The sequence below is a fragment of the Streptomyces sp. 1331.2 genome (assembly GCF_900199205.1).
Lineage (GTDB): Bacteria > Actinomycetota > Actinomycetes > Streptomycetales > Streptomycetaceae > Kitasatospora.
Map to the genome: position 1 here is coordinate 4,602,952 of NZ_OBMJ01000001.1, position 25,925 is coordinate 4,628,876.

Below are 25,925 nucleotides of genomic sequence, written 5' to 3' on the forward strand. Positions count from 1 at the left end.
TCCTTCGAGGAGATGTGGGCGGAGCTGCTCCCCGTGGGCCGCTCCGCCTCCTCCGGCGGCTACCGCCGCTTCGCCTGGAACTCCGCCGACGCCGAGTGCCGCGCCTGGTTCGAGCAGCAGGCCCGCAGTCGCGGTCTGGCGTACGAGCTGGACCGCAACGGCAACCAGTGGGCCTGGCTGGGCGACCCGCAGGCCGGCGGGGCCGTCGTCACCGGCTCGCACCTGGACTCCGTCCCGGACGGCGGCGCCTTCGACGGCCCGCTCGGCGTGGTCTCCTCCTTCGCCGCGCTGGACGAACTCCGCGCCCGGGGAGCCGAGTTCACCCGGCCGCTGGCGATCGTCAACTTCGGTGACGAGGAAGGCGCCCGGTTCGGCGTGGCCTGCATCGGCTCCCGGCTGACGTCCGGCGTGCTCTCCCGCGAGGCCGCGTACCACCTGCGCGACGCCGGCGGCGTCCGGCTGCCCGACGCGATGGAGAAGGCGGGCTACGACCCGAGCGCGCTCGGCGCGGACGACGACCGGCTGGCCAGGATCGGCGCCTTCGTCGAACTCCACGTCGAGCAGGGCCGCTACCTCGCCGAGGGGCAGCCGGTCGGCGTGGCCGGCGCGATCTGGCCGCACGGCCGCTGGCGGTTCGACTTCCACGGCGAGGCCAACCACGCCGGCACCACCCGGATCGAGGACCGCCGCGACCCGATGCTGACGTACGCCAACACCGTGCTCGCCGCCCGCAAGAAGGCGCGGCAGGCGGGCGCGCTGGCGACCTTCGGCAAGGTCGCCGTCGAGCCCAACGGCACCAACGCGATCGCCTCGCTGGTGCGCGGCTGGCTGGACTCCCGGGCCGCCGACGAGCGCACCCTCACCGCGCTGGTCGCCGAGATCGAGCAGGCCGCCGCCGAGCGCGGCGAACGCGACGGCGTCCGGGTCGAGCTGACCCGCGAGTCCTACACCCCGGTGGTGGAGTTCGACGGCCCGCTGCGCGACCGGCTCGCCAAGCTGCTGGACGCCCCGGTGCTGCCCACCGGCGCGGGACACGACGCCGGGATCCTGGCGTCCGCGATCCCGACCGCCATGCTGTTCGTGCGCAACCCCACCGGCGTCTCGCACTCCCCGGCCGAACACGCCGAGGAGGCCGACTGCCTGGCCGGGGTCGCCGCCCTCGCCGACGTACTGGAGGACCTGGCGTGTCATTGACCGCTTCGGTGACGTACTGGGCGCAGTACGCATGGCTGCCGCACCCCAACGGGCCGGTGGTCGAGCCGGACGTGCTGATCACCACCGGCCCGGACGGGCGGATCGCCGCCGTCACCCCGGACAGCGGGCCCTGCCCGCCCGGGGCCGTCCGGCTGGAGGGCCTGGCCGTGCCCGGCCAGGCGAACGCCCACTCGCACGCCTTCCACCGGGCGCTGCGCGGGCACGTCCAGGTCGGCTCCGGCACCTTCTGGACCTGGCGCGACACCATGTACCGGTTCGCCGGCGCGCTCGACCCGGACAGCTACCTGGAGCTCGCCACCGCCGTCTACGCCGAGATGGCGCTGGCCGGGATCACCGCCGTCGGCGAGTTCCACTACCTGCACCACGCGCCCGGCGGCGCCCGCTACGCCGACCCGAACGCGATGGGCGAGGCGCTGATCGAGGCCGCCGCCCGGGCCGGCATCCGGATCACCCTGCTGGACACCTGCTACCTGTCCTCCGGCTTCGGCGCCGAACCGACCAAGCCGCAGCTGCGCTTCAGCGACGGCGACGCCGACGCCTGGGCCGAGCGGGCGGACGCGCTCAAGCCGCGCGAGCACGCCCGGATCGGTGCCGCCATCCACTCCGTCCGGGCCGTCCCCGCCGAGCAGTTGGGCACCGTCGCGCACTGGGCGGCGATGCGCCGGGCGCCGCTGCACGTCCACCTGTCCGAGCAGACCGCCGAGAACGACGCTTGCCTCGCCGCGCACGGCGTCACCCCCACCCGGCTGCTCGCCGACCGCGGCGCGCTCGGCCCGCGCACCTCGGCCGTGCACGCCACCCACCTCACCGACGAGGACGTCAAGCTCCTCACCGACTCCTCCACCACCGTCTGCATGTGCCCCACCACCGAACGGGACCTCGCGGACGGCATCGGCCCGGCCCGCAGGCTCGCCTCGGCGGGCAGCCCGATCACCCTGGGCAGCGACAGCCACGCGGTGATCGACCCGTGGGAGGAGGCCCGGGCGCTGGAGCTGGACGAGCGGCTGCGCACCCAGACCCGCGGGCACTGGACGGCGAACGCGCTGCTGCGGGCCGGCACCGAGGACGGGCACGCCTCGCTCGGCTGGCCGGAGGCCGGGCGGATCGAGGCCGGGGCGCTCGCCGACTTCACGGTGATCGCGCTGGACTCCGTCCGTACGGCGGGCCCGCCGCCCCGGCTCGGCGCCGAGATCGCCGTCTTCGCGGCCTCGGCGGCGGACGTCCGGCACGTGGTGGTCGGCGGGCGGCACGTCGTCCGGGACGGCGTGCACCGGCTGGTGGCCGACGTGCCGGGGGCGCTGCGGTCCTCCATCGGCGCGCTGGGCTGCTGAATGTTGTTGTCCGACTCCCCTCGGAAGGCGTTGACTTGAGCACCAGGACCACTGTGATCACGGGCATCGGCAGCCTGGTCACCAACGACCCCGGACAGGGGACCGGGCCGCTCGGCCTGCTGACCGACGCGGCCGTGGTGGTCGACGGCGACACCGTCGCCTGGGTCGGCCCGGCGGCGCAGGCGCCGGCGGCGGACGAGCGCTTCGACGCCGAGGGCCGGGCCCTGCTGCCCGGCTTCGTCGACTCCCATGCTCACCTGGTGTTCGCCGGTGACCGCACCGCCGAGTTCAATGCCCGGATGTCCGGGCAGGCGTACTCGGCGGGCGGGATCCGGACGACGGTGGCGGCGACCCGGGCCGCCTCGGATGCGGAACTGGACGCCAACCTGGCCCGGTTCGTCCGGGAGGCGCTGCGCCAGGGCACCACCACCATCGAGTGCAAGTCCGGCTACGGGCTGACGGTGGAGGACGAGGCGCGGGCGCTGCGGATTGCCGCTGGGTACACCCCGGAGACGACGTACCTGGGGGCGCACGTGGTGGCGCCCGAGTACGCGGAGGACCCGGCGGGGTACGTGGAGCTGGTGACCGGCGAGATGCTGGACGCCTGTGCGCCGCACGCCCGTTGGGTGGACGTGTTCTGCGAGAAGGGCGCCTTCGACGGCGACCAGGCGCGGGCTGTTTTGACGGCGGGGATCGAGAAGGGCCTCACGCCGAGGGTGCACGCCAACCAGCTCACGTACGGGCCGGGCGTGCAGCTCGCGGTGGAGCTGGGGGCTGCCTCGGCGGACCACTGCACCCACCTGACGGACGAGGACGTGGCGGCGCTGGCGGGCTCGGCGACGGTCGCCACGCTGCTGCCGGGCGCGGAGTTCTCGACGCGGGCCGAGTACCCGAGCGGGCGGAGGCTGTTGGACGCGGGCGCGGTGGTCGCGCTCTCGACGGACTGCAACCCGGGGTCGAGCTTTACGAGTTCGATGGCGTTCTGTATTGCCGTCGCGGTGCGGGAGATGGGCATGACCCCGGACGAGGCCGTGTGGGCGGCCACGGCGGGCGGCGCCCACGCCCTGCGGCGCACGGATGTGGGGGTCGTGGCGGTGGGCGCGCGGGCCGACCTGCTGCTGCTGGATGCCCCGTCGCACGTTCACCTGGCCTACCGCCCGGGCGTCCCGCTGACGGCCGCAGTCTGGCGCGCGGGCGTCCGGGAGGTCTGAGTCCCTGAGCACTTCACGTCGCCCCGTTGAGCCAGTGCTCGGCGGGGCGACGTGCTTCCTAGGCCGTCAGGGCTGACGGTAGGCGCGGACGAGCAGGGTGTCGGCAGCGCGTTCACTCGGTTCGGCGGGAGGGAGCCGGTCGACACTGATCTTCGTGAACCCCGCCTCGTCCAACAACTTCGTCCAGACAGTCTCCTGGAGAACCCAGCGGCGCATCGTTGCCGGGGTGCCGTCCGGAATGCGGGCCGGAACGTCGGCGTGCCGGACGTCCGGCTCAGCGGGGGCTCCGCCGAGGTACTGGCCCAAGGTGGAGGCGACCAGCAGTCCGCCGGGTCGCAGGGCGCGGGCAGCGGCCGGGAGCAGCCGGCGGGGGTCGGTGAAGTCGAGGCTGCCGAACACCGAGTAGAGCACGTCGTACTCGTCCGGATGCGCGTCCAGGTGCGCGGTCGCGTCGGCGTGCACCGTGTGCAGGCGCGGGGCGAGGTGGCCGTAGAGGTCGCAGGCCATCGCGTGCTGGGCGGGGGAGGCGTCGATGGCATCGACCCGGGCCGGGGCGTGGTGGGCGACAAGGTGCGCGGCATGACGGGCGGCGCCCGCGCCGAGGTTGGCCACGACGAGGCCGGTGAGGTCACCCAGCACCTCGACTCCTGGCCCGCTGTCCTGGGCCCAGACCCAGTGGAAGGTGCCGGGGACGGTCCGGTCGCTCTCGGCGCGGGCACGGCCGTAGTGGTGCCAGAAGTCCGGCACGACAGTTTGAGCAGGGAGGAGGTCGTTGTCACCCGGGTCATACTCGCGCCCGGTGTACGTCGGCGCCGGGGTTTGGGTGAACTCCACCCTTCCGGGTTGCGGTGGCCCCGGAATGAACCTGGCGCCACCGCAACTGTCCGGTCAGTGCGAGTCGTTGCCGGGGTGGCAGGGGCTGCACTTGGCGGCATCCGCCCACAGCGGCAGGTCCAGATCCCAGCCGTCTGCGGCGATCAGCTGGGCCGTGCGCAGCACCGTGCCGTCGTTCTTGTACTCGACGGCCGGCACGTGGTGCAGGAAGTGGCCGTCGTCGGATCCCGGCACACCGCCCAGGCGCCGGGCGAGCTCCTGTGGCGTGATGCCTCGGGCAAACACGATGCCGTACCGCCAGTCGTCGCAGTCGACCAGCCACCGAAGACCGTCACCCATGACGCGGGCCCCCTCTCTGCGAGCGCAGGCCGTGATCTCCGCGCATCCGGGTGACCAGCCTAGGCAATAGCGCTGACAGGCCGACAAGTCCTCTGATGGCTGCGCCCGCGTTCACCGACTCGACATCCACGTCGATCGACACCACCGCGACACCCGCGACCGACGGAAACAGCAGCCCTTCCAACCCGGGCACCAGATCGTCCACGGTCCTGCACTGTTTGCCACCACGAGTCGACCACCGGCGAATTTGAGGCAACTTCCCAACGCCGACCGCACTGCCTCATCGTTACTCACAGTGCCGAGTGACTGTGCCTCATGCTGTCCTGGAAACCGATTGGCTGGCCGCTGCCGAGCTGCGATGATGCCTCCGTTTCGCAGACGGAGGACATTTGTTCGTTTTCGTTTGTGCGGGGTGCGGCGCTGAGCTGACCACTCCGCTGTCCCAGGTCGCCCTGCCGGTCCACGCTCATCAGAAGTACGGGAACGGGATCCAGCTCCCAGTGCTCATGGAGTCGGGCACCTTCGCCGTGGACTCGGAGCCCTGGGGGCCGCCGTGGCGGACGTGGGAGGAGGTCCATCCGGACGAGGCAGCCGCCCGCGGTGTCTACGCGCCGGTCTACGCCCTGTCCGACGGCGCGCCGGGCGCGATCGTCATCGCGCCCGGCGACGCCCGCGGGACCGTGCTGATCCCGGAGAATCGCGGAGGCGGCTACTGCTGCGGCCTTGACGGGGCCGACGGCCCCAATGTGGCCTGTGCGGAGTGTGCCCTGCCCGTGGCGAGCCGGATCGACGACTGCTCGCTCTGGCAGGCGATGTGGCTCGCCCCGAACGCCGTGCGCCGCCTTCCCGCCGACGGCGCCGACGCGGCACCGCTTTCCTGGGCGGAGCTGATGGCGGAAGGGAAGGGCACGCCCCCGTTCGAGCCGATCGCCACGTGGGGGTCGCGGATGAGGGCGGGCCACTGGTCGAACCATCTGTGGTCGTGGAGCCCGCAGTGGGAGGCGGCGGCCGGACGGGCGCTCGCCCACCTGCTCGTGGCCTCGGAGGGCCGGCCGGTGATTGTCCCGGACGGATTGGTCGGGGAGGTGTTCCAACATGCGCTCGACGCCCTGCTGCCCGCGGGTCCGCCGGCGCGGCGCGCGGTCCTGGCCGGACCGGGGCGGCCGGCTCCCGGCGGGGACGCCGACATCCTCCTCGTGCCGTCCCATCCGCAGACGGGGGAGGTCTGGGCCCCAGCCGGCACGGCGGCGTACCCCGTGCCGTTGCCGTTCGGGGTGTGGCTGTGGCTGGTCTTCCCCGAGCCGGACCTGCCCGTCCCCGCGTCGGGCGGCCTACCCGACGGCGTCCTCCGCGACGACTTCGACCCACCCGCGCTGCGCCCCCATCACCTGTTCCGGGCCGACTGGGGAACATTCCGGCACACCCTGGCTCGGCTGCCGGCCATCCGCAGCCCGTGGCTGCGCGAGATCGTCAATGGCCTCACACAGCACAGTCGCGTCGGCTTCTTCTAGCCCGCGACCCGCGAGGCCGACGAGGCAGTCTGGCGGGGCAGGCATCCGGGAGGTCTGAGCCTTCGGATGACAGACGGCCCCCGCGCCCCCGGGGTGGCGGGCGCGGGGGCTCTTCGCTGGTGCCGCATCAGGCGACGTTTGCTCCGAATCAGCCTGTGAGGGCTTGCTGCAGCCACCCGTCGCAGGCATTACCGGTGGCCGGCACCAGGCAGCCGGTGGCATGCTTGCCACTCGTATGTGATCAATCGGTGTACCTGTACCTGTGCCTGCACGGCCATCAGGATCCGACCATTCCTCGGCGACACCGAGGCCTGAGGCTCTGGCAGAGAGGTTGCCTCCGGTGGACGATGCCGACCGAATTCCCGAGGACCTGACCGAACTCGGAAGGCTGCTCATGCGCGGCGCATCCACCATCCGGTGGGTGGAGGCGGCCGAGCGGCTTGTCCTGCAGGTGGACAACCTGCGGGACTGGCTCATCAAGAACCACTTTCTTCGTATGTACATGAGCGAGTCCGGCCCGTATGCCGCCACGGATTTCGCCGGAGCCTTCAACGCCGCGTGCGAGATCTCCCGCGGCGGCAGCAGTGCCCTCGATGCCTCCGGCCTGCACAGGTCAAGCTTCGCTGTTCTCGGCGCCGCCGCCAACCTCTGTGGCCGCGTGCAGAACTCGTTGCGTTACTCCGTCCACGAGATCGACGAGAGCGATGCCCGGGCGGTGGCGTTGGCGGTGCTTTATGCCATGGGATACATGGACGCCACCGTGGACGTGAACGGCAATGAGGTGGACGGTTGGGGGCCGAACTCGCGGGCCTACGAAGACCGGTTGTCCCAGCCCTGAGCAGCCGCGCTGTCTCCACGACAGCATTTCGGTGCCGCCTTGCCAAGGCCTCCCCGGCGCCCGAGCCTGGGCCGGAGCCGAGGAGATACCTCTACCGTTCGGAACCTCGTCTCCGAACGGAGAAGGCGTGTCGTGGCCGGACAGTGCCTGGCCGGTCCGCAGGAACCGGAGGGACCCAACTCTCGTCTCCCATACCGCGGTTCACGGGTTCGATCAGCACGTTCACGGGGGGTGGATATGTCTGACGACGGCAACGTCATCGGGTACGTCTTCGGCTTCATCGGGCTCTTGGTGATCTGCGGCGGGCTGGCGCTACCGATCACCGCAGCGCGCAAGGCCCGGATGCGGGAACGGATCCTGGCGGTCGGACTCGCGGCGGAGGCACGTTGCCTGGAGACGTACGTGACACAGGAACGGGTATCGGGATCGGATTCCTCCGACCGGCGCACCCGCGCGGTCCGGCACGTGATCATCGGCTTCCGCACCGCGGACGGCCGGGACATCCGCTTCGAAGACTCCAGCGGCGTACCGCGCGTGGTGGGCGACCACGTGCCGGTGCGGTACCTGCCCGACATGCCGCACCGGGCGGTAACCGCCGATCGGGGCCGGTCGGGAGCCAAGACCGGGTTCGCCGTGGCGGCGCTGGTGGGCCTGTTCTTCGCCGGCGTCGGCGCGGCTTTCGCCGTCAGCGGCTTCGAAATCGCCTCCGGCAGCCACGACCTGCCCACCCGCCCTCTCCCCACCGGACGCAGCGTGCCGCTGCCCGGCGGTAGCCTCCCTAGCGACATCGTCTGCACCGGCGACGGGAACGCCACCACGCTGGTCTGCCCCGATGGATTCCCCGACATCACTGTCAGGTCCTAGTAGGGCTTGGTCAGGTCTGTTTTCGTGTGGGTATGTCGCGGTGGCAGGTGGGGCAGGCGCCGGCCCAGGTCGCCAGAAGGATCTGGAGCTCGCGGACGACTTGGTAGAGGCTCAGGCCGGCCCCGCGTCTTTTGGGGCGGTGGCCAGTCTGCGCAGGGTGCAGAACGCGTGGGCGAGAGAGACGAGCGTGACGTGGTGATGCCAGCCGGTGAACGTGCGGCCCTCGAAGTGGGCCAGGCCGAGGGCCTGTTTCATCTCCCGGTAGTCGTGCTCGATCCGCCAGCGGAGCTTGGCCATTCGCACCAGAGTGGTCAGCGGGGTGTCGGCGGGCAGGTTCGAGAGCCAGAACTGGACCGGCTCGGCTTCCTTGGCGGGCCATTCGGCCAGCAGCCAGCACTCGGCCAGCTCCACGCCCTCGGTGGCGTCGCGGATCTCGCGTCCGGCCGGGCGGATCCGCAGCGCCACGAAGCGCGAATACATCCGCTTGAAGCCGCTCTTCGCCTTGCCTGGGCGCGACCCCTCCCGCCACGACACCGGCCTGGCCGCTTTCGGCCCGGCAGCGATGGCCAGGTCCTTCACACTGCGGGCCTTGTCCGGGTACTTCGCCACCGGCGGCCGGCCGGTGCCGCTGTAGGCGGGCGTGACGGGCCGGGCTTCGGCAGGGTGCGCGGTCGGCGTGGTGGAGATCCCCAGCACGTAGTGCAGGCCGCGTTGCTGGAGGCCGAGGCGGAAGGCCGCGGCGTCGCCGTATCCGGCGTCGGCGATGGCGAGCGGGACGTGGACACCCCAGCACCGGGTCTCGTCGATCATGTCCAGGGCCAGCTGCCACTTCTCCACGTGGCCCAGGCCTGCGGGGATGCCGCACCGGTCTCGCCGGGCGACCTTGTCCGGGTCGGCCTTCGTCGATTCGGGGTCCCAGGACGCGGGGAGGAACAGCCGCCAGTTGACCGGCGCCGAGGCGTGGTCACGGGCCAAGTGGAGCGAGACGCCCACTTGGCAGTTGGTGACCTTGCCCGCGGTTCCGGTGTACTGCCGCGACACACACGCCGACGCGTCGCCGTCCTTGAGGAACCCCGTGTCGTCGATGATCAGCGCGGTCGGATCGATGGCGTCCTGCATCCTCCAGGACAAACGGGCCCGGACATGCGCCGGATCCCAGGGGCTTGTCGTGACGAAGTGCGCGAGAGCCTGCCGGTTTCCGTCCTCCCCGAGCCGCGCGGCCATCGGCTCCACCGACTTCCGCTTGCCGTCCAGGAGCAGCCCACGCACGTACGCCTGCCCCCAACGCCGCTGGTCAGCACGCGTGAACGCTTCGAACAACCCCGCCGTGAACGCCTCCAGGTCCTCCCGGACCTCGGCCATCTCCCCAGGTGTCACACACCAACAACGCGCCACCTACTCCCCAGGACACGCCACCACGGCACCGACCTGACCAAGCCCTACTAGCTGGTGGTGAGATGGTCGAACTCGCCGGCCTTGGCGCCCTGGAGGAACTTTGCGAACTTGGAGCGGGCGGTCCGGACGATGACGTCGCCGTCGTCGGACTCCCGGAGTTCAATCAACCCGTCGATCGTACGGACCTCGACGCAGTCAGCGTTGGAGCCGGAGTAACTGGACTTCTGCCACACAGAGCTGGTCATGAGAGCCAGGTTAGTCACCGGCGGCCTCTTGCGGGGAGCAAGAGGCCGCCGGAACGATTCGCTCAGGCGCCGGCCGTGAGGTGGTCGAACTCGCCGGCCTTGGCCGCCTGGAGGAACTTTGCGAACTTGGAGCGGGTGGTTCGGACGATGACGTCGCCGTCGTCGGACTCACGGAGTTCGATCGCCCCGTCAGAAGCCCGAACCTCAACGCATTCGGAGTTCGCAGCCGAGTAACTGGACTTGCGCCAGGTAGAGTTAACCATAGTTTCTTTCCATATCCTTCTTGATGGATTGAATGAACTCTCGGGACTCCTCCTCCGAGAGAGCCGCCGAATCGATCCGCTTGAGCAGGGAACGAAACTGGGCCGTGTGGGCCGGCGCGTCATAGAGCATGCTGTCCAGGCCTGAATCCATCTGCGCCGTGTCCAGTTCAGGGATCGGGCCTTCGAGGTACGTGAAGTTCTCGTGGTTGACCGGGAGCGTATCCACGTTGAACAGCACCACTCGGATAGAGATGCTGGGACGCTCGGAGTCCTCGATGAGGCTACCAAGCTGCTCAGCTTGGACCTTGGGTCCGCTGAACTGCATGCGCAACGCTGCTTCATGGATGTATGCGGAGTACGGAGTCTTGCCGGATCGGACCACGTGCTGTCGCTTCATGCGGAAGGCAGTTCTCAGGTCAACCTCGTGCGGAGGAAGGCGAGGGAAGCCTCGTGCGAAGACGGCCGAGGCGTAGGCGGTGGTCTGGAGCAACCCCGGAATGAAGGCCATGGTGTATGTCGAGAGCCCATGGGCGCCATATTCAATCTCGGCCATCTCTAGGAAGTGTTGAGCGAGGCGCCCGCGATACTCCTCCCACCAGCCGCCCTTGTCCCGATCCGTGATGATCTCTGCCAGTGCCTCGATCAAAGGCTCGTTTACACACATGCACAGCGCTGCGATCGTGCGCAGGCGTTCGACACTGATGCCCGTCTTCCCGCTCTCCATCTGCGTCACATGGGCAGGGTTGATGCCCAGCGCCCGGGCGAGCTGGCTGCCTCCGAGACCGGCTTGCTCCCGCATCCTTCGCAGCTCGGCACCCAGCCGACGCTGACGGAGAGTCGGGTTCGATCGAAGGGCCATGGCGTCCTCTCTGCAGGTCGTGGGACCAGTCTGCCGCAGAGGTGCTGCCACGTTAGAGGGAACTTCTCGCAGTCCGCCACAAATCTGTGGCGAACCGCGCTATCGTCGTTCACAGCTCGATCCGACGGATCGTCAGTAATGCCTGCATCTAGGGCAGTAGGCGCCTGCTGCCCTCGCGCGCCGCAGAGCAGCCGTATCCCCGGCCTGGCTCACGGCGACGGCCGTCGTCCCTTCTCTCCTCTCCCCACACCACAGCCTCGTGGAGGTTCCCGTGTGCACCCGTAACACCCCCTCGCTCGCCCTGTCCCGGCAGGCCCTGCGGGACGTCCTCGCCCGCAACGGCTGGGACGCCGAGACCATCTTCAACGCCGAACTCGCCCTGATGGAGCTCATCGTCAACGCCTGGCGCCACGGCAACACCGCCGCGCCCGTCGTCTGGTTCTCGCTCCTCGGCTGCACCCTCCGGGTCACCGTCTCCGACGAGAACGACGCCCTGCCCCAGCAGCGGACGCCCGCCGACTTCTCCGAGACCGGCCGGGGCCTCCAGCTCGTGCAGGGCCTCACCCACCGCTGGGGCGTCGACCCGCAGAAGCGCGGCAAAAGCGTCTGGTACGAGCTGGACTCCGTCGCGTGACCCGCGACCCCTTCCTGCCGGAGGATCCCCGGATGCGCGACTACACCAAGCCCCAAATCATGTCCCTCCTGGGCGAGTTGCACCGGCGCGGCCTGCCGCACGGACTCCTCTGGGGGTCCGCCTCGCCGGGGGAGACCACCATCGACGGGCGCCTCCTGATCGACTTCGGGAACGCGCCGGTGAGCACAGTGCTCAACCTCCTCCACCTGCTCCGAGACCTGGACGATGACGACGACGAGGAGTGGCACCCGGTGAGGTTCTTCGTCGGCGCGATCCTCGCCGCCCTGCTCGCCATCGCCACCGTCGCCCTCGGCGCCCTCGCGGCCCTCGACACCCCCCACCCCGAGGACCGCGACGACCAACGCTGAACCACGCGAAGGCCTCGCTCACCCCCGGGGCGAGGCCTCGCGGGGTGTCTTCCGTCAGCCGAGATAGGGGATGGCCCTGCGCTCCAGGAAGTGCTGAAGTCGGAGGCGCTGAGTATGGTGCATCGGCAGCCCTTCGATGTCGCTCGGGGCGACGAACCGAAGGTCGGTGGACTCGTCCGAGATCCGCAGTTCGCCACCCGTGATGCGGGCGGTGAAGCAGACGTTGAACTGCTGTCGGACTTCGCCGTCCGAGTAGGCGATCACGTGCCGGGGGTCGGTGTACGTGCCGACGAGGCCGGTGATTTCGACGTCGAGGCCGGTTTCCTCACGGACCTCTCGTACGGCCGTGTCCGGAAGCGATTCGCCGAGATCCATCGTTCCACCCGGCAGTGCATACAGCCCGTTGTCGGTGCGTCGCTGGAGCAGGACGCGTCCTTCGGGATCCGTCACCACTGCGGAGGCTGCCACGACCAGCCGGTTCGGCTCAGGCGCGTTGGGGTCGTTGTAGAACTCCGTCCGTGCCACGTGATCAGCTCTCCTCAGCCGGTAGTGCGGCGTTCCATACCGCGTCGAAGCTCGCAGCATAGGTGTCGAACAGCGTTCCTGCGCCGGTTTGTCGCAGGTGCCAGACGGGTGCTGCGAAGGCATTGACCCCCCACACGTGTGCATTCACCAGGACTTCGCCATCTGCCCGGTAGAGGCTGTTGTAGAGGGTGGTTCCGTGAGTGCGGATCTCAATGCCCGGTGTACCGAGCAGCGGGCGGTAATGCATGAGAGCAAGGTGACACCGGGATTCGATGCCGTGACCGAACCTCTCCTCCTCTCCGCGCTGCCTGACGTTCGCGCTGTCAGGGTCGCCGAGTGCGATCCGGACTGCGCAACCCTCGGCGGCGCGTTCCCGAAGCAGATCGTTGAGACGTGGGTACGCCTCGTGGAGAAACACAGCGGCGTAGACCAGAACGTCGATTCGCTCTACTGCCTTCCCGAGCAGGTCCACGAAGACGGACACCGGTAAGTCAGCGCGCTGTTCGTGGAGGGCCACCAACTCGGGACTTATCGTTCTTGCGGCGCGTGGCTGCCGCAGGCTCGGCCACAGTGCGAACATGTCTTCTCCCAGCGCTTCTGCGGCCAGACGGGCAGTCCCCAGCCGGGGCGTCCGGTTCTGATTGGCCCATCGCTCAACCGACTTGGTGTCCACGCCGGCCTTGTCCGCGAGGGCGGCGCACGTCCAACCACCCGAGGCCATAACGACTTTCAGTCTCTCGTTCGGCATCTCGCCTGTCTCTCCGCGAAGTCCGGTCTCTTGTAGGGACGTTGTACCGCGTGAGGGACGTTCTGAAGTGTCCTTTGCGTGAGGTTTCACCGTCCCGGGTGCTGCCGGAAATTGGTGACAGCTCGGCGGGAGGAGGCCACATGGCGTCGAGGACGCGGGATACGGCGCTGCCTCGTGGCGGACGTGACGCGGGGCGGATCTGCTCGCCAGGCTGCGCGAAGCCAACCATCCGTGGCGCTGACCGAGAACCGGTCCCCTTGGGCCTCGCAGACCCCCGTCCCGCCTGGCGAAGGCGGGACGGGTAGCACCACCCAACGGGCAACCGCCCATTGGGCCGGACCAGCACGGAGGAAATGAGAATGGGTAAGCGCGGAGGCGGCTCCGGCGACGGCAAGGGCGGCGGCCAGCAGGACGACAGCAACAAGGGCGCCGGCCACGGCGGCGGCGGGTCCGACGAGGGTGGCAACACGTCGGACGGATCGTCCCCGGCGGGCGGCAACGGCAAGTGACCGGCGAGACGCACAAGGAGGCGGGTCCCCAGGGGCTCGCCTCCGCGCTGGTGGCCAGCGGCGCACTCTCCTCGGACTGGCTCCCCTCCTTCAAGGCGGTACCCCGTGAACTGTTCGTTCCTGACCGGATCTGGCCGGGCATCGCGGACGGCACCAAGCAGAAACCCGTGATGTACCGCTCGCAGGACCCGGAGGTGTGGCGACGGGCGGTCTACTCGGACATCCCGCTTACCACGCAGTGGGATGACGGCGACCACAAGGGGGACGGACTCGGCACGACCCCCACTTCGTCCAACTCCATGCCCACGATGGTGTTCTCCATGCTTCAGGACCTCGATGTGCGCCCGGGCGACCGGGTACTTGAGGTTGGCGCCGGCACGGGGTGGAACGCCGGCCTGCTCGCCCACCGCCTGGGCAGCGCCAACGTGGTGACCGTCGAGTACGACCCGGACGTTGCGCACGGGGCCCGGGAGAACCTGAACCGGGCCGGACTTTCTCCGACCGTAGTCGAGGGCGACGGACGGCAGGGCTGGCCGGATGGCGCTCCCTACGACCGGATCATCGCCACCTGTTCCCTGCTTGAGATCCCTCCGGCTTGGCTGGCCCAGTCGGTCTCCGGCGGGATCATCGTGGCGCCCTTCGGCACCGAGTACGGCGGCGAGCAGATCGTCCGGCTGACCGTGAACGACGACGGGACCAGCGCGAGCGGCAGGTTCACCCGGAGCTCGGCGTTCATGCGGCTGCGCCAGCAACGCACGGACCGGCCGCCCTTCGAGGACTACCTGCGCGGTCAGGAGTGGCCCGCTGACGCCGTGAGAACCACCACCGAGCTGGCCCCTCCGGACACGGGCGGGTGGTTCGAGCAGTTCGTCATCGGGGCGGCCGTGCCCGAGACGTTCTGGCGAGCGGAGCGCTACGACGACGGCACGTACACGTTGTGGCTCTACAGCCGGGACACCCGGTCGTGGGCCTCCGCCGACTACGAGCGTGGCCGCACGGAGTACGAGGTCTACCAGTCCGGCCCCCGGAACCTCTGGGACGAGGTGGAGGCCGCCTGGCGCTGGTGGGACGACCAGGGCCGGCCCGGCTATGACCGGTTCGGCCTGACGGTCGGACCCGAGGGCCACACCGTGTGGCTGGACGGTCCGGAGAGCCCGGTGCCACTCCGAGGCGAAGCGACGTGAGCAGGGCCCGTCCGATGGTCTACCTGGCCAGGGGCACGCACACGATGAATTGACTATCGCTGCCTACGCCTCGAATACGATGCCGGCCTCCCTGGCGAGGCTCAGGGCCAGCTCCATGGATCCTGGGCCTCGCACCGTGGCGCCCTTGAGGTGTGCGGCGCCTCCGACGTCGACCAGCGTGCAGTTGTCGAAGCTGACACCGGACTGAATGGCGACGTTGGCGAACTGCGCTCCGGTGAGGTCGCACTTCTCGAACCGGATGTCGCGGAGTTCGGCGTCCCGGTTTGCCTGGCGCAGGAAGTCGGCCGGGCCGACTTCCTGCGCGTTCAGGCGATTGCGCGACGGTGAGCACGCTGCTCAACCTCCTCCGCCTGCTCCGGAACACTGGGACGATGCGGCCAAGGCCGTGGCCGTCCCCCTGGCACCTGAACGTCTGAGGAGCATCCTTGATGAACTCGCTGGCGGATGAGGCGACCCAGGCTCGCATGGAGGCCGCCCACCACACCGCGGCCCTGCTCCTGGGGCTGATCTGTACCGGCCCCGCGGCCTGGGGTTTCCAGGGCCGGACGATGGGGCGACGAGCCGGCAACCGGTGGCTGCGGGTCAACTGCACGACCAAGGCCCACGCGCAGCGGAAGCCGGGCGAGGGCATCGTCGGCGCGTCCACCCTGGTTCCGGACGATGTCCCCCGACCACAGCTGCACGACGTGATCGACTGGCCGGAGGGCGAGTACGTCTACCAGGCCGAGGTCACCGACTACGTGACCCACCCGGTCATCTCGCCGGATCGGGCTGACCTCGCCCACGACCCCGGCCTACCGGACGAATGGTGGAGCAGCCTGCGCCGCGCCCTGAGCCGGCTCGGCCAGGCGGAAGGAGTCCGCACCACCGTCCGGTCCGGGTGGATCGAGCGGGCCTTCCCACAGTTCCTCGGTATTCCCGCACCGGAGAGGGTCGAGCGGGTCACCCGCCATGCTGATCTGCACTGGGGCAATGTGACGGCCCCGCTCACCCTGCTCGACTGGGAGCGCTGGGGGTTGGTGCCCGTCGGCTACGACCCGGGTCTGCTCCACGCCAACAGTCTGCTCGTCCCCACGGTGGCGACCCGTCTCCAGTCGGAGTTCGCATCGGTGCTCGACACTCCCGCCGGCCGGATCGGGGAACTGGTCGCCCTGGCCGAGATGCTGCAAGCCGTTGCCCGAGGGTGGTATCGCGAGCTGGCCCCCTTGCTGGCCGACCGAGCGGCCGAGCTGACCGGCGTTCGACCGCCCACCGGCGCGGACCCCGTACTCACCGGGTGATTGCGGGTAGTGCCACCGCGAAGCACGCAAGCCCTCGGCGGGAGAAACTGCCGAGGGCTTGCGGCTGTCCACCGGTGCCTGGCGCAGATCCGTCATGGGCAGCGGTAGCGATGCTCAGCGGAGTCGGGAGTCATGGGGGGGCGCGGCAGGGAGTCGGTCGTCACGCCGGGCACGGCAGGCACAAAACGACCGGGGCCGCCGTGGATCTCAGGAATCCACGGCGGCCCCGGAGTCGTGAGCCGGTCGTCAGTGCGTCAGTGCACGCCGCCCATGAGCGACTGGACGCGCTTGCGGTAGCTGTAGACCGCGAAGCCCGCGAGGGCTGCGAGTGCGGCCTGGGCCGCGATGATGCCGGTGCCGTCGAGGTTGACGCCGGCCAGCGAGAGGAGGCTGGTGGCGCAGTCACCGGCGGTGACGGCGAGGAACCAGACGCCCATCATCTGGGAGGCGTACTTCTGCGGCGCCATCTTGGTGGTGACCGAGAGGCCGACCGGGGAGAGGCACAGCTCGCCGATGGTCTGGATCATGTAGATCGAGACCAGCCACATCGGGGAGACCTTGGTGCCGTCGCCCGCCATGTTCATCGGGACGATGAAGACGAAGAACGAGGCGCCGATCAGGAGCAGGCCCATCGAGAACTTCGTGATGGTGTTGGGCTCCTTGTTGCGGCGGGCCAGCCACAGCCACAGCCAGGCGAAGACCGGCGCGAGCGCCATCACGAACAGCGGGTTCAGCGACTGGTACCAGGTGGACGAGAAGCCGAAGCCGAGCACGGAGTCGGCGGTGCTCTTGTCCGCGAACAGGGACAGGGTGGACCCGCCCTGGTCGTAGATCATCCAGAACGCGGCGGCCGCGACGAAGAACCAGATGTAGGCGGTCATCTTGGACTGCTCGCCCGCGTTCAGGTCCTTGTCACGCTTGATGCGGACCAGCACGGCGACCGGGATCAGCAGACCGGCGATGGTCAGCGGGACGAGCGCCCAGTTCAGGGTATACATGCCCGCCGCGACGACGATCAGGTAGAAGGCGGCGGCGACGACGAGCACCGCGCCGACCTTCACCAGCAGGCTCTTGCGCTCCGCCGGCAGCAGCGGGTTGGGGACCTTGCTGCTCTTGGGGCTGAGGTGGCGGGTGCCCAGCAGGAACTGGGTCAGGCCGAGGCCCATGCCGACCGCGGCCAGGGCGAAGCCCAGGTGCCAGTTGTACTCCTTGCCGACCGTTCCGATGATGAACGGGGCGGCGAAGGCGCCGAGGTTGATGCTCATGTAGAAGACGGTGAAACCACCGTCGCGGCGCGGGTCCTCGGGGCCGTTGTACAGGTGGCCGACCATCGTGGAGATGTTGGCCTTCAGCAGCCCGGAGCCGACCGCGACCAGGAGCAGGCCGACGAAGAACGCCGCCTGGCCCGGGACGGCCAGCGCGAGGTGGCCCGCCATGATCACGAAACCGGCGACGGTGACGGTCTTGCGGGCGCCCCAGACCCGGTCGCCGAACCAGCCACCCGGGTAGGCCATGAGGTAGACCATGGACACGTAGACGGAGTAGATGGCCGTGGCCATCGTCGCCTTCATGGCGAGGCCACCGCCCTGGCTGCCGGCTGCCGCGTCGGCACCGCCGGAGACCAGGTAGTAGATGAGCAGGGCGCGCATGCCGTAGTAGGAGAAGCGCTCCCACATCTCGGTCATGAACAGCGTGGCGAGTCCTCGGGGGTGGCCGAGGAAGGTCTTGCCGCTGGGGGAAGCCGACGCGATGTCGGCGGCCCGGGTCGTAGACGCCATGTGTAGTGGTTCCTTGCCTGAAGACGTCCGCCTAGGGGGGTGGCGGCAGACGTGGACGAAACCACTCTACGTGGCGGTATTTGGCTTTATCGGCTGACAAAAGCCGCGAATCAGGTATGGGAATGGTAAAGCTCGCGGCAGATCTTCCCCTGCTATCGATGGTAGATGGCTTGGTCTTCCTTCGGTTTCAAGATCCAAGCGGGGATTCTTCGCCGAACGGGCGGTCGCCAACGCCCTGTTGGGCACGATGAGATGCTTGTATAACGATCACGCTCTGTGAACTACCTCACAGGGCGTACGGGCATACCCCGGCGGACTACCATCACCACATGACCTGTGTGCTGCTTGCCGAGGATGATCCGGCGATCTCCGAACCCCTCGCCCGGGCCCTGCGACGCGAGGGCTATGAGGTGCTCGTCCGCGAGGACGGTCCGACCGCACTGGCCGCCGGCCTCACCGAGGAGGTCGACCTCGTCGTCCTCGACCTCGGCCTGCCCGAGATGGACGGCCTGGAGGTCTGCCGCCGCCTGCGCGCCGACGGCAAGAGCTGCCCCGTCCTGGTGCTCACCGCCCGCGCGGACGAGGTGGACACCGTGGTCGGCCTGGACGCCGGCGCCGACGACTACGTCACCAAGCCCTTCCGCCTGGCCGAACTGCTCGCCCGCGTCCGGGCCCTGCTCCGGCGCGGCAACGTCGACCAGCTCACCACCGGCGCGCACGGCGTGAAGATCGACATCGAGTCGCACCGCGCCTGGCTCGGCGACGAGGAGCTCACCCTCTCCGCCAAGGAGTTCGAGCTGCTGCGCGTCCTGGTCCGCGACGCCGGCCGGGTGGTCACCCGCGAGGAGATCATGCGGCAGGTCTGGGACACCACCTGGTGGACCTCCACCAAGACCCTGGACATGCACATCTCCTGGCTCCGCAAGAAGCTCGGCGACGACGCGGCCAACCCGCGCTACATCGCCACCGTGCGCGGCGTCGGGTTCCGGTTCGAGAAGAACTAGCCCCTCAGCCCCTCACGGGGACCGGACCTTACGGAGATCGGGCCCTCGGCCCACAGCAGCGGAACACCACGGGGAGCGGCAGCGTGAAACGCCGGATGATCAACTCGCTGCTGGGCGTCGTCCTGGTGGTGGTCGTGGTGTTCTGCGTGCCGCTCGCCCTGGTCGAGAAGCGGACCATCGTCAACTCGGCCCAGGACCGGGTGGACGCGGCCGCCGTCCGGGTGCTCGCCCTGGTCGAGAGCCGGATCGCCGCGGGCGAGTCGGTCACCGAGGGGCGGGCCTTCGAGAGCCAGGTCACCGAGGGCAGCTACGTCGAGGTGCAGGTCCCCGGCCAGCAGGTGGTCTCGGTCGGCGAGCGCCCGGCCGGCAACCACCTGCTGAAGGCCGTCGAACGCGGCAACAGCGGCGAGACCGTCACCGTCGAGCAGTCCCGCGAGGACGTCGACCACGAGATCGCCAACAACCTGCTGCTGCTCGGCGTCGTCGCCCTGCTGGCCGTCCAGGCCGCCGTGGCGCTCGCCGTCTGGCAGGCCAAACGGCTCGCCCGGCCGCTCACCGACCTCGCCGAGACCGCCGAGCGGCTCGGCTCCGGCGACCCGCGCCCGCGCGACCGCCGCTACGGGGTGCCCGAACTCGACCGGGTCGCCGAGGTGCTGGACACCAGCGCCGAACGGATCGCCCGGATGCTCACCGCCGAGCGCAGGCTCGCCGCCGACGCCTCGCACCAGCTGCGCACCCCGCTGACCGCGCTCTCCATGCGGCTGGAGGAGATCACCGCCGTCGCCGAGGACCCGGAGACCGTCAAGGAGGAGGCGGCCATCGCCCTCCAGCAGGTCGAACGGCTCACCGACGTCGTCCAGCGGCTGCTCACCACCCAGCGCGACCCGCGCAGCCCCACCGCCGTCGCCTTCGACCTGGACGAGGTGATCAAGCAGCAGGTCGAGGAGTGGGGCCCGACGCTGCGCGAGCAGGGCCGGGTGCTGTCCCTGGAGGGCCTGCACGGGATCACCGCGGTCGGGACGCCGGGCACGGTCGCCCAGGTGCTGGCCACCCTGATCGAGAACTCCCTGATGCACGGCGCCGGGACGATCACCCTGCGGGTCCGGCCGTCCGGCACCTCGGTCGTGGTCGAGGTGCAGGACCAGGGCGCCGGCGTGCCGGCGGACCTCGGCAACCGGGTCTTCGAGCGCGCCGTCAGCGGCCGCAACTCCACCGGCATCGGGCTCGCCGTCGCCCGCGACCTCGCGGAGGCGGACGGCGGGCGGCTCGAACTGCTCTCGCTGAAGCCGGCGGTGTTCGCGCTGTTCCTGGGGCGGAGCCACGAGGACTGAGAGGTCCGGTCTCGGGCGCAGCCACGAAGACTGAGAGCGGTCGGGTGTCAGGCGCCCGTCAGCTCGGCAGCACGCCGAGCTGACGCATCAGGCTCATGACGTCCCACTGCCACCAGCCCTCGCAGATCTTCCCGTCCTCGAAGCGGAAGGTCGTCGTGCCGCGGCCGACCACGGACTTGCCGGTGTTCGGTACGCCCATGAAGTCGGCCTTCTGGGTGGCGTGCCAGGTCCACCGGGTGGCCACCTCGTCGCCCTCGGCGATCTGGCTCTCGACGGAGAAGGTGAAATCGAAGGCGCCTACGTAGCCGCCGCAGCGCTCCCGGAACGCCTGGATGCCGGTCGCGTCGCCCTCGCTGCCGTAGTCGTGGTCGCGGTAGTCCGCGGTCATGCACTCGTCGATGACGTCGAGGTTCCCGCGGGACAGCTCGTCCAGGACGCGACTGGCGGTGGCCTTGTTGAACTGGGCGTCGCGGACCACGTCGAGGTCGGTGAAGGTCGGCGGCGCGTCGCAGAGCGCCACCATCTCGCGGAAGATCCGGTCGGTCTCGGGCAGGTCGGAGTTCTTCATCGCCTCCTCGTAGGAGGGGAACTCCACGATCTCCACCACGTGCTTGGTGTCGGAACGGTCGGTGCCGACCACCGCGTGGGAGGCCGTCCGCTTGCCCCGGGTCGCCTCGACCCAGGTGTCCATCAGCCTGTTGAGGTCGTCGAGCTTGTCGGTCTTGCAGTCGATGATCTGGACGAACGTCATGGCGAGCCTCCTGGACCCCCCTCGGCCATGGTCGTCCGCGCGCCGTGCTCGCCCTCGGTAACCACTGTCCTCCGGTGGCACCGGAGGCGGCAAGCGCAGCGGACAGGCCCTAGTCGGCCTTGGCGTAGCGGACCGGCTCGGTGGCCAGCAGCAGTTCGGCCTGGGCGGTCAGGCCCTGGTCGCCGGCGGTGCCCGTCGCCTGCTGGGTGGGCAGTTCGACCGGTTCCGGCGCGGCCTTGAACACCCAGGTGCGGTACGAGACGAAGCGGAAGACGGTGGCCACCGCCAGGCCGATCACCTTGGCGCCCAGCTGCTCGTAGTGCGAGTCCAGGCGCAGCACGTACACCGAGAAGCCGAGCACGCCGGTCTCGATCAGCATGCCGATGCCGCTGTAGACGAGGAAGAGCGTGATCTCCCGCTTGCGCGAGGCGGCGTCGCGGTCCCGGTACAGCCAGTAGCGGTAGCCGAGGTAGTTGGTGGCGATCGCGATCACCGTCGCCGCGATGTTCGAGCGCACCGAGGCCAGGCCCAGGCCGTTGATGCAGACCCAGAAGACGGCGAAGTTGACCACCACGCCGCTCAGGCCGACGATGCCGAACTTCACGACTTCGCCCTGGAGCCCACGCAGCTTCTGCGCGAGTGAGGGTTTCGAAGCTGTGGTCGTCGCCATACCGGACTGCCTCCATGTGCGTGCGGGACGAAAGGGCTGAACGCGGCGGCGCGGCCGCCCCTTGAGCCCTGCGTGCACGCACATGATCAGACCGCGTAGACCAGGACCTAGCCGTCCAGGCTACCCGCTTCCACCGAACGGCTGAGCCGCTTGACTCCTGGGTTGATGGCCGTGCGAGGTCCACGGGGGGTCCACGCGACGTCCACGCGAGGTCTACGCGCGTCCGCTCCACAGCGCCGACCTGCGGCGGAAACACCCCCCACCGGCCCGGATATCCTGGCCTGGTGACTTCCCCGGGCAATGTGAATTTTCCAGTGGTCGGCATGATCGGTGGCGGGCAGCTGGCCCGCATGGCACACCAGGCGGGCATCCCGCTCGGGGTCAGGTTCAAACTCCTCGCCGACACGCCCCAGGACTCCGCCGCACAGGTGGTCTCCGACGTCGTCCTCGGTGACTACCGCGACCTCGACACCCTGCGCCGCTTCGCCGCCGACTGCGACGTGATCACCTTCGACCACGAGCACGTCCCCACCGAGCACCTGCGCGCCCTGGAGGCCGACGGCATCGCCGTCCGCCCCGGCCCGGACGCGCTGGTCAACGCCCAGGACAAGGGCGTGATGCGGGCAAAGCTGGACTCCATCGACGTCCCCTGCCCCCGGCACCGGATCGTCGCCGACCCGGCCGACGTCACCGCCTTCGCCGACGAGGGCGAGGGCTACCCCGTCGTCCTCAAGACCGTCCGCGGCGGCTACGACGGCAAGGGCGTCTGGGTCGTGGACAACGAGCAGGAGGCGCAGGCCCCCTTCCTGGCCGGCGTCCCCGTCCTCGCCGAGGAGAAGGTCGACTTCGTCCGCGAGCTGGCCGCCAACGTGGTCCGCTCGCCCAGCGGACAGGCCGTCGCCTACCCGGTGGTGGAGAGCGTCCAGGAGAACGGCGTCTGCGCCGAGGTCACCGCCCCCGCGCCGGACCTCGACCCGGCCCTGTCCGACGAGGCCCAGCAGCTCGCCCTGCGCATCGCCGGCGAACTCGGCATCACCGGCCACCTCGCCGTCGAACTGTTCCAGACCCGGGACGGCCGCATCCTGGTCAACGAACTGGCCATGCGCCCGCACAACTCCGGCCACTGGACCCAGGACGGCGCGGTCACCTCGCAGTTCGAGAACCACCTGCGGGCCGTCCTCGACCTCCCGCTCGGCGACCCCCGGCCGCGCGCCAAGTGGACCGTCATGGTCAACGTCCTCGGCGGCGACTACCCGGACATGTACCACGCCTTCCTGCACTGCATGGCCCGCGACCCCGGGCTGCGGATCCACATGTACGGGAAGGACGTGAAGCCCGGCCGCAAGGTCGGCCACGTCAACGTCTTCGGGGACGACCTCGAAGACGTCCGCGAGCGCGCCCGCCACGCGGCCGCCTACCTGCGAGGAACGATCACCGAATGACCTCCACCGCTACGAGCCCCGTCGTCGGCATCGTGATGGGTTCGGACTCCGACTGGCCGGTCATGGAGGCCGCCGCCCAGGCCCTCGACGAGTTCGAGATCCCGTACGAGGTAGACGTCGTCTCCGCCCACCGGATGCCCCGCGAGATGGTCGCGTACGGCGAGAACGCCCACAAGCGCGGCCTGAAAGCGATCATCGCGGGCGCCGGCGGCGCCGCCCACCTGCCGGGCATGCTCGCCTCCGTCACCCCGCTGCCGGTCATCGGCGTCCCGGTGCCGCTGCGCTACCTGGACGGCATGGACAGCCTGCTGTCGATCGTCCAGATGCCGGCCGGTGTGCCGGTCGCGACCGTCTCGGTGGCCGGCGCCCGCAACGCGGGCTTGCTCGCGGTCCGGATGCTCGCCGCCTTCGACCCCGAACTCACCGAGCGGATGGCCGACTTCCAGGCCGAGCTGAACACCCAGGCCACCGAGAAGGGCAAGAAGCTCCGGGCCAAGGTGGCCGGCTCCAGCTCCTTCGGCTTCGGCAAGTAAGACCCGCCGACGGGGTGGGGTAGAACAGCCCGTATGACCTCTCAGACGGACTCCGCCACCCCGCTGGCCGCCGCCCGCGCCCTGCTGCGCACCGCCCCCGTGGTGGACGGCCACAACGACCTCCCGTGGGCGATGCGCGAGCAGGCAGGGTACGACCTCGGCGCGCTCGACCTCGCCGCCGACCAGAGCGGCCACCTGCACACCGACCTCGCCCGCCTCGCGGAGGGCGGGGTCGGCGCGCAGTTCTGGTCCGTCTTCGTCCCCGCCTCGCTGGCCGGCGACCACGCGGTGAGCGCCACGCTGGAGCAGATCGACTTCGTCCACGCCCTGGTCGAGCGCTACCCCGACCGGCTGCGCCTGGCCCGCACCGCCGCCGACATGGAGGCCGCCCGCGCCGAGGGCCGGATCGCCTCCCTGATGGGCGCCGAGGGCGGCCACTCCATCGACTGCTCGCTGGCCACCCTGCGCGCCCTGTACGAGCTGGGCGTGCGCTACCTGACGCTCACCCACAACGACAACGTGCCGTGGGCCGACTCCGCCACCGACAAGCCGGTGGCCGGCGGGCTCACCCGGTTCGGCGAGGAGGTCGTCCGGGAGATGAACCGGCTCGGCATGCTGGTCGACCTCTCGCACGTCTCCGCCGACACCATGCGGGACGCCCTGCGGGTCACCGAGGCGCCCGTGGTCTTCTCGCACTCCTCCTCGCGCGCGGTCTGCGACCACCCGCGCAACATCCCGGACGACGTGCTCGCCCAGCTGCCCGCCAACGGCGGCGTGGCGATGGCCACCTTCGTGCCGAAGTTCATCCTGCCCGCGGCCATCGAGTGGACCCTGGCTGCTGACGAGAACATGCGAGCCCACGGCTTCCACCCGCTGGACACCACCCCGGCGGCCATGCAGATCCAGCACGCCTTCGAGGCCGGGCACCCGCGCCCGATCGCCACCCCGGCCACCGTCGCCGACCACCTCGACCACATGCGCGAGGTCGCCGGCATCGACCACATCGGCATCGGCGGCGACTTCGACGGCACCGCCTTCCTGCCCGACGGCCTCGACTCGGTGGCCGGCTACCCCAACCTGATCGCCGAACTCCTGGGCCGGCACTGGTCGGAGGCCGACCTGGCCAAGCTCACCTGGCACAACGCCGTCCGCGTCCTGCGCGACGCCGAGTCGGTCGCCACCGGCCTGCGGGCGAGCCGCCGGCCGTCCATCGCCACCATCGCCCAGCTGGACGGCCAGGCGGACTGACTCAGCCCAGCAGCGGGATCTCGATGGCCGGGCACCTGTCCATCACCATGGCCAGCCCGGCCTCACGGGTCCGCGCGTATGCGGCCTCGTCCACCACCCCCAGCTGGAACCAGACCGCCTTCGCCCCGACGGCCACCGCCTGGTCGGCCACCTCCCCGGCCAGCGCGCTGTTCACGAACACGTCCACCACGTCGACGGGGAACGGCACTTCGGCGAGCGTCCGGTACCCGGGCTCGCCGAGGACCGTCTCGGCCTTCGGATGCACCGGCACGATCCGCTTGCCGTACTTCTGCAGCACCCGGGCGACCCCGTACGCCGCCCGGGAGGTGTTGGTGGACAGGCCGACCACGGCCCAGGTGTCCCCGGTGCCGGTGAGGATCTCGCGGACCGTCGCTTCGTCGCCGTAGCTCGTCATGCCGGTGCCAACGACGCCCGGGGGTGTGGGATTCCGGTCCGGGCTCAGGCGTCGAAGGCGCGGAGCTTGACCCGGGCGGTGCCGCCGGCGTCGTAGGTGGCGTCCAGGTAGAGGAACATGGCCTGCCCGCCCGGGCGCGCGGCATCCGTCTCCTGGGCGTTGGCGAAGCTCAGGCCGGTGGCGTTGTCGGTGCCGAGTCGGACCCGCGGGAAGGCGGCGGCCAGTCGGGTGGCCAGCTCGGCCCGGGGCATCCGGAACTCCACGGTGTAGCCGCGGTCCAGCCAGCCGCCGTCGTCCGTGCAGACGGTCTCGGTGGCCTCGGCGGGCATCGAGCCGCCCGCGAACCCCATCGCCTCCGAGCAGGTGGCCGCGTGGGGCTTGCCGCCCTGGGTCAGGAGGAGCGCGAGGAAGCCGAAGCAGGCGAGCGGCGCGATCAGGACGACGCCCAGCAGTGTCAGCGACAGCCTGGTGGCCCGTCCGGCCCGCTTGGCCCGCCTGTCGGTCCTGTCGACCCCGTCAGCGCGTTCGGTGTGCATGAAGAACCCCCCCGGTCTCCGGTACCGGCTTCACTGCCGGCGC

The 25,925-nt window shown here is 70.1% G+C and carries 31 protein-coding genes; 17 read left to right on the forward strand and 14 right to left on the reverse strand.

The window, feature by feature from the left end:
* Nucleotides 1-12 precede the first annotated feature (12 nt).
* From CRP52_RS19740 to hutI, 3 genes are read left to right on the forward strand one after another with little or no spacing between them, the layout of a single operon-like run.
* On the forward strand, nt 13-1,194 hold the full coding sequence (locus CRP52_RS19740) for an allantoate amidohydrolase (RefSeq protein ID WP_097237610.1): 1,182 nt from the start codon (nt 13-15) through the stop codon (nt 1,192-1,194).
* On the forward strand, nt 1,185-2,546 hold the full coding sequence (locus CRP52_RS19745; RefSeq protein ID WP_257032674.1) for a formimidoylglutamate deiminase: 1,362 nt from the start codon (nt 1,185-1,187) through the stop codon (nt 2,544-2,546). The genes CRP52_RS19740 and CRP52_RS19745 overlap by 10 nt, the downstream gene beginning before the upstream one ends.
* 35 nt (nt 2,547-2,581) lie before the next feature.
* Nucleotides 2,582-3,757, forward strand: a complete 1,176-nt coding sequence (gene hutI, locus CRP52_RS19750) for an imidazolonepropionase (protein ID WP_097237612.1) — start codon at nt 2,582-2,584, stop codon at nt 3,755-3,757.
* Nucleotides 3,758-3,823: 66 nt separating this feature from the next.
* Here hutI and CRP52_RS19755 read toward each other — a convergent pair whose 3' ends face one another.
* The 3 genes from CRP52_RS19755 to CRP52_RS37695 form a co-directional block, all read right to left on the reverse strand.
* Complete coding sequence (locus CRP52_RS19755; RefSeq protein WP_097237613.1) at nt 3,824-4,504, reverse strand: class I SAM-dependent methyltransferase; 681 nt, start codon at nt 4,502-4,504, stop codon at nt 3,824-3,826.
* A gap of 141 nt (nt 4,505-4,645) precedes the next feature.
* On the reverse strand, nt 4,646-4,930 hold the full coding sequence (locus tag CRP52_RS37690) for a hypothetical protein (RefSeq protein ID WP_143685786.1): 285 nt from the start codon (nt 4,928-4,930) through the stop codon (nt 4,646-4,648).
* On the reverse strand, nt 4,923-5,135 hold the full coding sequence (locus CRP52_RS37695) for a hypothetical protein (RefSeq protein WP_143685787.1): 213 nt from the start codon (nt 5,133-5,135) through the stop codon (nt 4,923-4,925). The genes CRP52_RS37690 and CRP52_RS37695 overlap by 8 nt, the downstream gene beginning before the upstream one ends.
* Nucleotides 5,136-5,319: 184 nt before the next feature.
* Here CRP52_RS37695 and CRP52_RS19765 point away from each other — a divergent pair, with 184 nt between their 5' ends.
* The 3 genes from CRP52_RS19765 to CRP52_RS19775 all read left to right on the forward strand — a co-directional run bounded on the left by CRP52_RS19765 (nt 5,320) and on the right by CRP52_RS19775 (nt 8,143).
* On the forward strand, nt 5,320-6,441 hold the full coding sequence (locus CRP52_RS19765; protein ID WP_097237615.1) for a hypothetical protein: 1,122 nt from the start codon (nt 5,320-5,322) through the stop codon (nt 6,439-6,441).
* A gap of 340 nt (nt 6,442-6,781) precedes the next feature.
* On the forward strand, nt 6,782-7,279 hold the full coding sequence (locus CRP52_RS19770) for a hypothetical protein (RefSeq protein ID WP_097237616.1): 498 nt from the start codon (nt 6,782-6,784) through the stop codon (nt 7,277-7,279).
* A 237-nt stretch (nt 7,280-7,516) separates the two neighbouring features.
* Nucleotides 7,517-8,143 carry a DUF3592 domain-containing protein gene (locus CRP52_RS19775; protein ID WP_097237617.1) on the forward strand — a complete coding sequence of 209 codons (627 nt, stop codon included), beginning with the start codon at nt 7,517-7,519 and terminating at the stop codon, nt 8,141-8,143.
* A gap of 111 nt (nt 8,144-8,254) precedes the next feature.
* Here the strand turns inward: CRP52_RS19775 and CRP52_RS19780 are convergent, their stop codons facing one another.
* From CRP52_RS19780 to CRP52_RS19795, 4 genes are all read right to left on the reverse strand, one after another.
* Nucleotides 8,255-9,505, reverse strand: coding sequence for an IS701 family transposase (locus CRP52_RS19780; protein ID WP_179852681.1), 1,251 nt, complete (start codon nt 9,503-9,505; stop codon nt 8,255-8,257).
* A gap of 80 nt (nt 9,506-9,585) precedes the next feature.
* Nucleotides 9,586-9,783: a DUF397 domain-containing protein gene (locus tag CRP52_RS19785; protein WP_097240200.1), complete on the reverse strand. Its 198-nt coding sequence runs from the start codon at nt 9,781-9,783 to the stop codon at nt 9,586-9,588.
* A gap of 62 nt (nt 9,784-9,845) precedes the next feature.
* Entirely contained in the window at nt 9,846-10,046 is a 201-nt protein-coding gene (locus CRP52_RS19790) for a DUF397 domain-containing protein (RefSeq protein WP_097237618.1), read from the reverse strand.
* Nucleotides 10,039-10,905 carry a helix-turn-helix domain-containing protein gene (locus tag CRP52_RS19795; RefSeq protein WP_097237619.1) on the reverse strand — a complete coding sequence of 289 codons (867 nt, stop codon included), beginning with the start codon at nt 10,903-10,905 and terminating at the stop codon, nt 10,039-10,041. The genes CRP52_RS19790 and CRP52_RS19795 overlap by 8 nt, the downstream gene beginning before the upstream one ends.
* Before the next feature lie 271 nt (nt 10,906-11,176).
* Between CRP52_RS19795 and CRP52_RS19800 the strand changes: the two genes are divergently transcribed.
* Entirely contained in the window at nt 11,177-11,539 is a 363-nt protein-coding gene (locus CRP52_RS19800; RefSeq protein WP_179852857.1) for an ATP-binding protein, read from the forward strand.
* The gene (locus CRP52_RS38350; RefSeq protein WP_097237621.1) at nt 11,536-11,907 is read left to right on the forward strand and encodes a hypothetical protein; all 372 of its coding nucleotides are present in this window, start codon (nt 11,536-11,538) and stop codon (nt 11,905-11,907) included. The genes CRP52_RS19800 and CRP52_RS38350 overlap by 4 nt, the downstream gene beginning before the upstream one ends.
* Before the next feature lie 54 nt (nt 11,908-11,961).
* On the opposite strand, the gene CRP52_RS19810 is transcribed toward CRP52_RS38350, so the two are convergent.
* Both CRP52_RS19810 and CRP52_RS19815 read right to left on the reverse strand, forming a co-directional pair.
* Nucleotides 11,962-12,432 carry an NUDIX domain-containing protein gene (locus tag CRP52_RS19810; protein ID WP_097237622.1) on the reverse strand — a complete coding sequence of 157 codons (471 nt, stop codon included), beginning with the start codon at nt 12,430-12,432 and terminating at the stop codon, nt 11,962-11,964.
* A gap of 4 nt (nt 12,433-12,436) precedes the next feature.
* Nucleotides 12,437-13,180, reverse strand: a complete 744-nt coding sequence (locus CRP52_RS19815) for a helix-turn-helix domain-containing protein (RefSeq protein ID WP_097237623.1) — start codon at nt 13,178-13,180, stop codon at nt 12,437-12,439.
* 359 nt (nt 13,181-13,539) lie between these two features.
* Between CRP52_RS19815 and CRP52_RS38355 the strand changes: the two genes are divergently transcribed.
* The 4 genes from CRP52_RS38355 (at nt 13,540) to CRP52_RS19830 (ending at nt 16,174) form a co-directional block, all read left to right on the forward strand.
* A complete protein-coding gene (locus CRP52_RS38355; RefSeq protein ID WP_179852858.1) occupies nt 13,540-13,689 on the forward strand; it encodes a hypothetical protein in 150 nt (49 codons plus the stop codon).
* Complete coding sequence (locus tag CRP52_RS19820; RefSeq protein WP_179852859.1) at nt 13,686-14,873, forward strand: methyltransferase domain-containing protein; 1,188 nt, start codon at nt 13,686-13,688, stop codon at nt 14,871-14,873. Before CRP52_RS38355 ends, CRP52_RS19820 begins: the two co-directional genes overlap by 4 nt.
* Before the next feature lie 150 nt (nt 14,874-15,023).
* Entirely contained in the window at nt 15,024-15,221 is a 198-nt protein-coding gene (locus CRP52_RS19825) for a hypothetical protein (protein WP_097237624.1), read from the forward strand.
* 101 nt (nt 15,222-15,322) lie between these two features.
* Entirely contained in the window at nt 15,323-16,174 is an 852-nt protein-coding gene (locus tag CRP52_RS19830) for a hypothetical protein (RefSeq protein ID WP_097237625.1), read from the forward strand.
* A 254-nt stretch (nt 16,175-16,428) separates the two neighbouring features.
* On the opposite strand, the gene CRP52_RS19835 is transcribed toward CRP52_RS19830, so the two are convergent.
* Nucleotides 16,429-17,952, reverse strand: coding sequence for a peptide MFS transporter (locus CRP52_RS19835; protein ID WP_097237626.1), 1,524 nt, complete (start codon nt 17,950-17,952; stop codon nt 16,429-16,431).
* A gap of 329 nt (nt 17,953-18,281) precedes the next feature.
* On the opposite strand from CRP52_RS19835, the gene CRP52_RS19840 reads away from it, so the two are divergent.
* Nucleotides 18,282-18,956: a response regulator transcription factor gene (locus tag CRP52_RS19840; protein WP_030058577.1), complete on the forward strand. Its 675-nt coding sequence runs from the start codon at nt 18,282-18,284 to the stop codon at nt 18,954-18,956.
* Nucleotides 18,957-19,039: 83 nt separating this feature from the next.
* Nucleotides 19,040-20,287, forward strand: a complete 1,248-nt coding sequence (locus tag CRP52_RS19845) for an ATP-binding protein (RefSeq protein ID WP_097237627.1) — start codon at nt 19,040-19,042, stop codon at nt 20,285-20,287.
* Between the two features lie 58 nt (nt 20,288-20,345).
* Here CRP52_RS19845 and CRP52_RS19850 read toward each other — a convergent pair whose 3' ends face one another.
* Entirely contained in the window at nt 20,346-21,038 is a 693-nt protein-coding gene (locus CRP52_RS19850) for an ester cyclase (RefSeq protein ID WP_097237628.1), read from the reverse strand.
* 109 nt (nt 21,039-21,147) lie between these two features.
* Nucleotides 21,148-21,708 carry a GtrA family protein gene (locus CRP52_RS19855; RefSeq protein ID WP_179852860.1) on the reverse strand — a complete coding sequence of 187 codons (561 nt, stop codon included), beginning with the start codon at nt 21,706-21,708 and terminating at the stop codon, nt 21,148-21,150.
* Nucleotides 21,709-22,010: 302 nt separating this feature from the next.
* Here CRP52_RS19855 and CRP52_RS19860 point away from each other — a divergent pair, with 302 nt between their 5' ends.
* The 3 genes from CRP52_RS19860 to CRP52_RS19870 are packed head-to-tail and all read left to right on the forward strand — an operon-like array spanning nt 22,011 to nt 24,931.
* A complete protein-coding gene (locus CRP52_RS19860) occupies nt 22,011-23,150 on the forward strand; it encodes a 5-(carboxyamino)imidazole ribonucleotide synthase (protein ID WP_097237630.1) in 1,140 nt (379 codons plus the stop codon).
* Nucleotides 23,147-23,683, forward strand: a complete 537-nt coding sequence (gene purE / locus CRP52_RS19865; protein ID WP_030058571.1) for a 5-(carboxyamino)imidazole ribonucleotide mutase — start codon at nt 23,147-23,149, stop codon at nt 23,681-23,683. Before CRP52_RS19860 ends, purE begins: the two co-directional genes overlap by 4 nt.
* A 33-nt stretch (nt 23,684-23,716) precedes the next feature.
* A complete protein-coding gene (locus tag CRP52_RS19870) occupies nt 23,717-24,931 on the forward strand; it encodes a dipeptidase (RefSeq protein WP_097237631.1) in 1,215 nt (404 codons plus the stop codon).
* Between the two features lies 1 nt (nt 24,932).
* Here the strand turns inward: CRP52_RS19870 and CRP52_RS19875 are convergent, their stop codons facing one another.
* Together CRP52_RS19875 and CRP52_RS19880 are read right to left on the reverse strand one after the other, a co-directional pair.
* Nucleotides 24,933-25,346, reverse strand: a complete 414-nt coding sequence (locus tag CRP52_RS19875) for a CoA-binding protein (protein WP_097237632.1) — start codon at nt 25,344-25,346, stop codon at nt 24,933-24,935.
* Nucleotides 25,347-25,390: 44 nt separating this feature from the next.
* Complete coding sequence (locus CRP52_RS19880) at nt 25,391-25,882, reverse strand: hypothetical protein (protein ID WP_097237633.1); 492 nt, start codon at nt 25,880-25,882, stop codon at nt 25,391-25,393.
* Nucleotides 25,883-25,925: the final 43 nt, after the last annotated feature.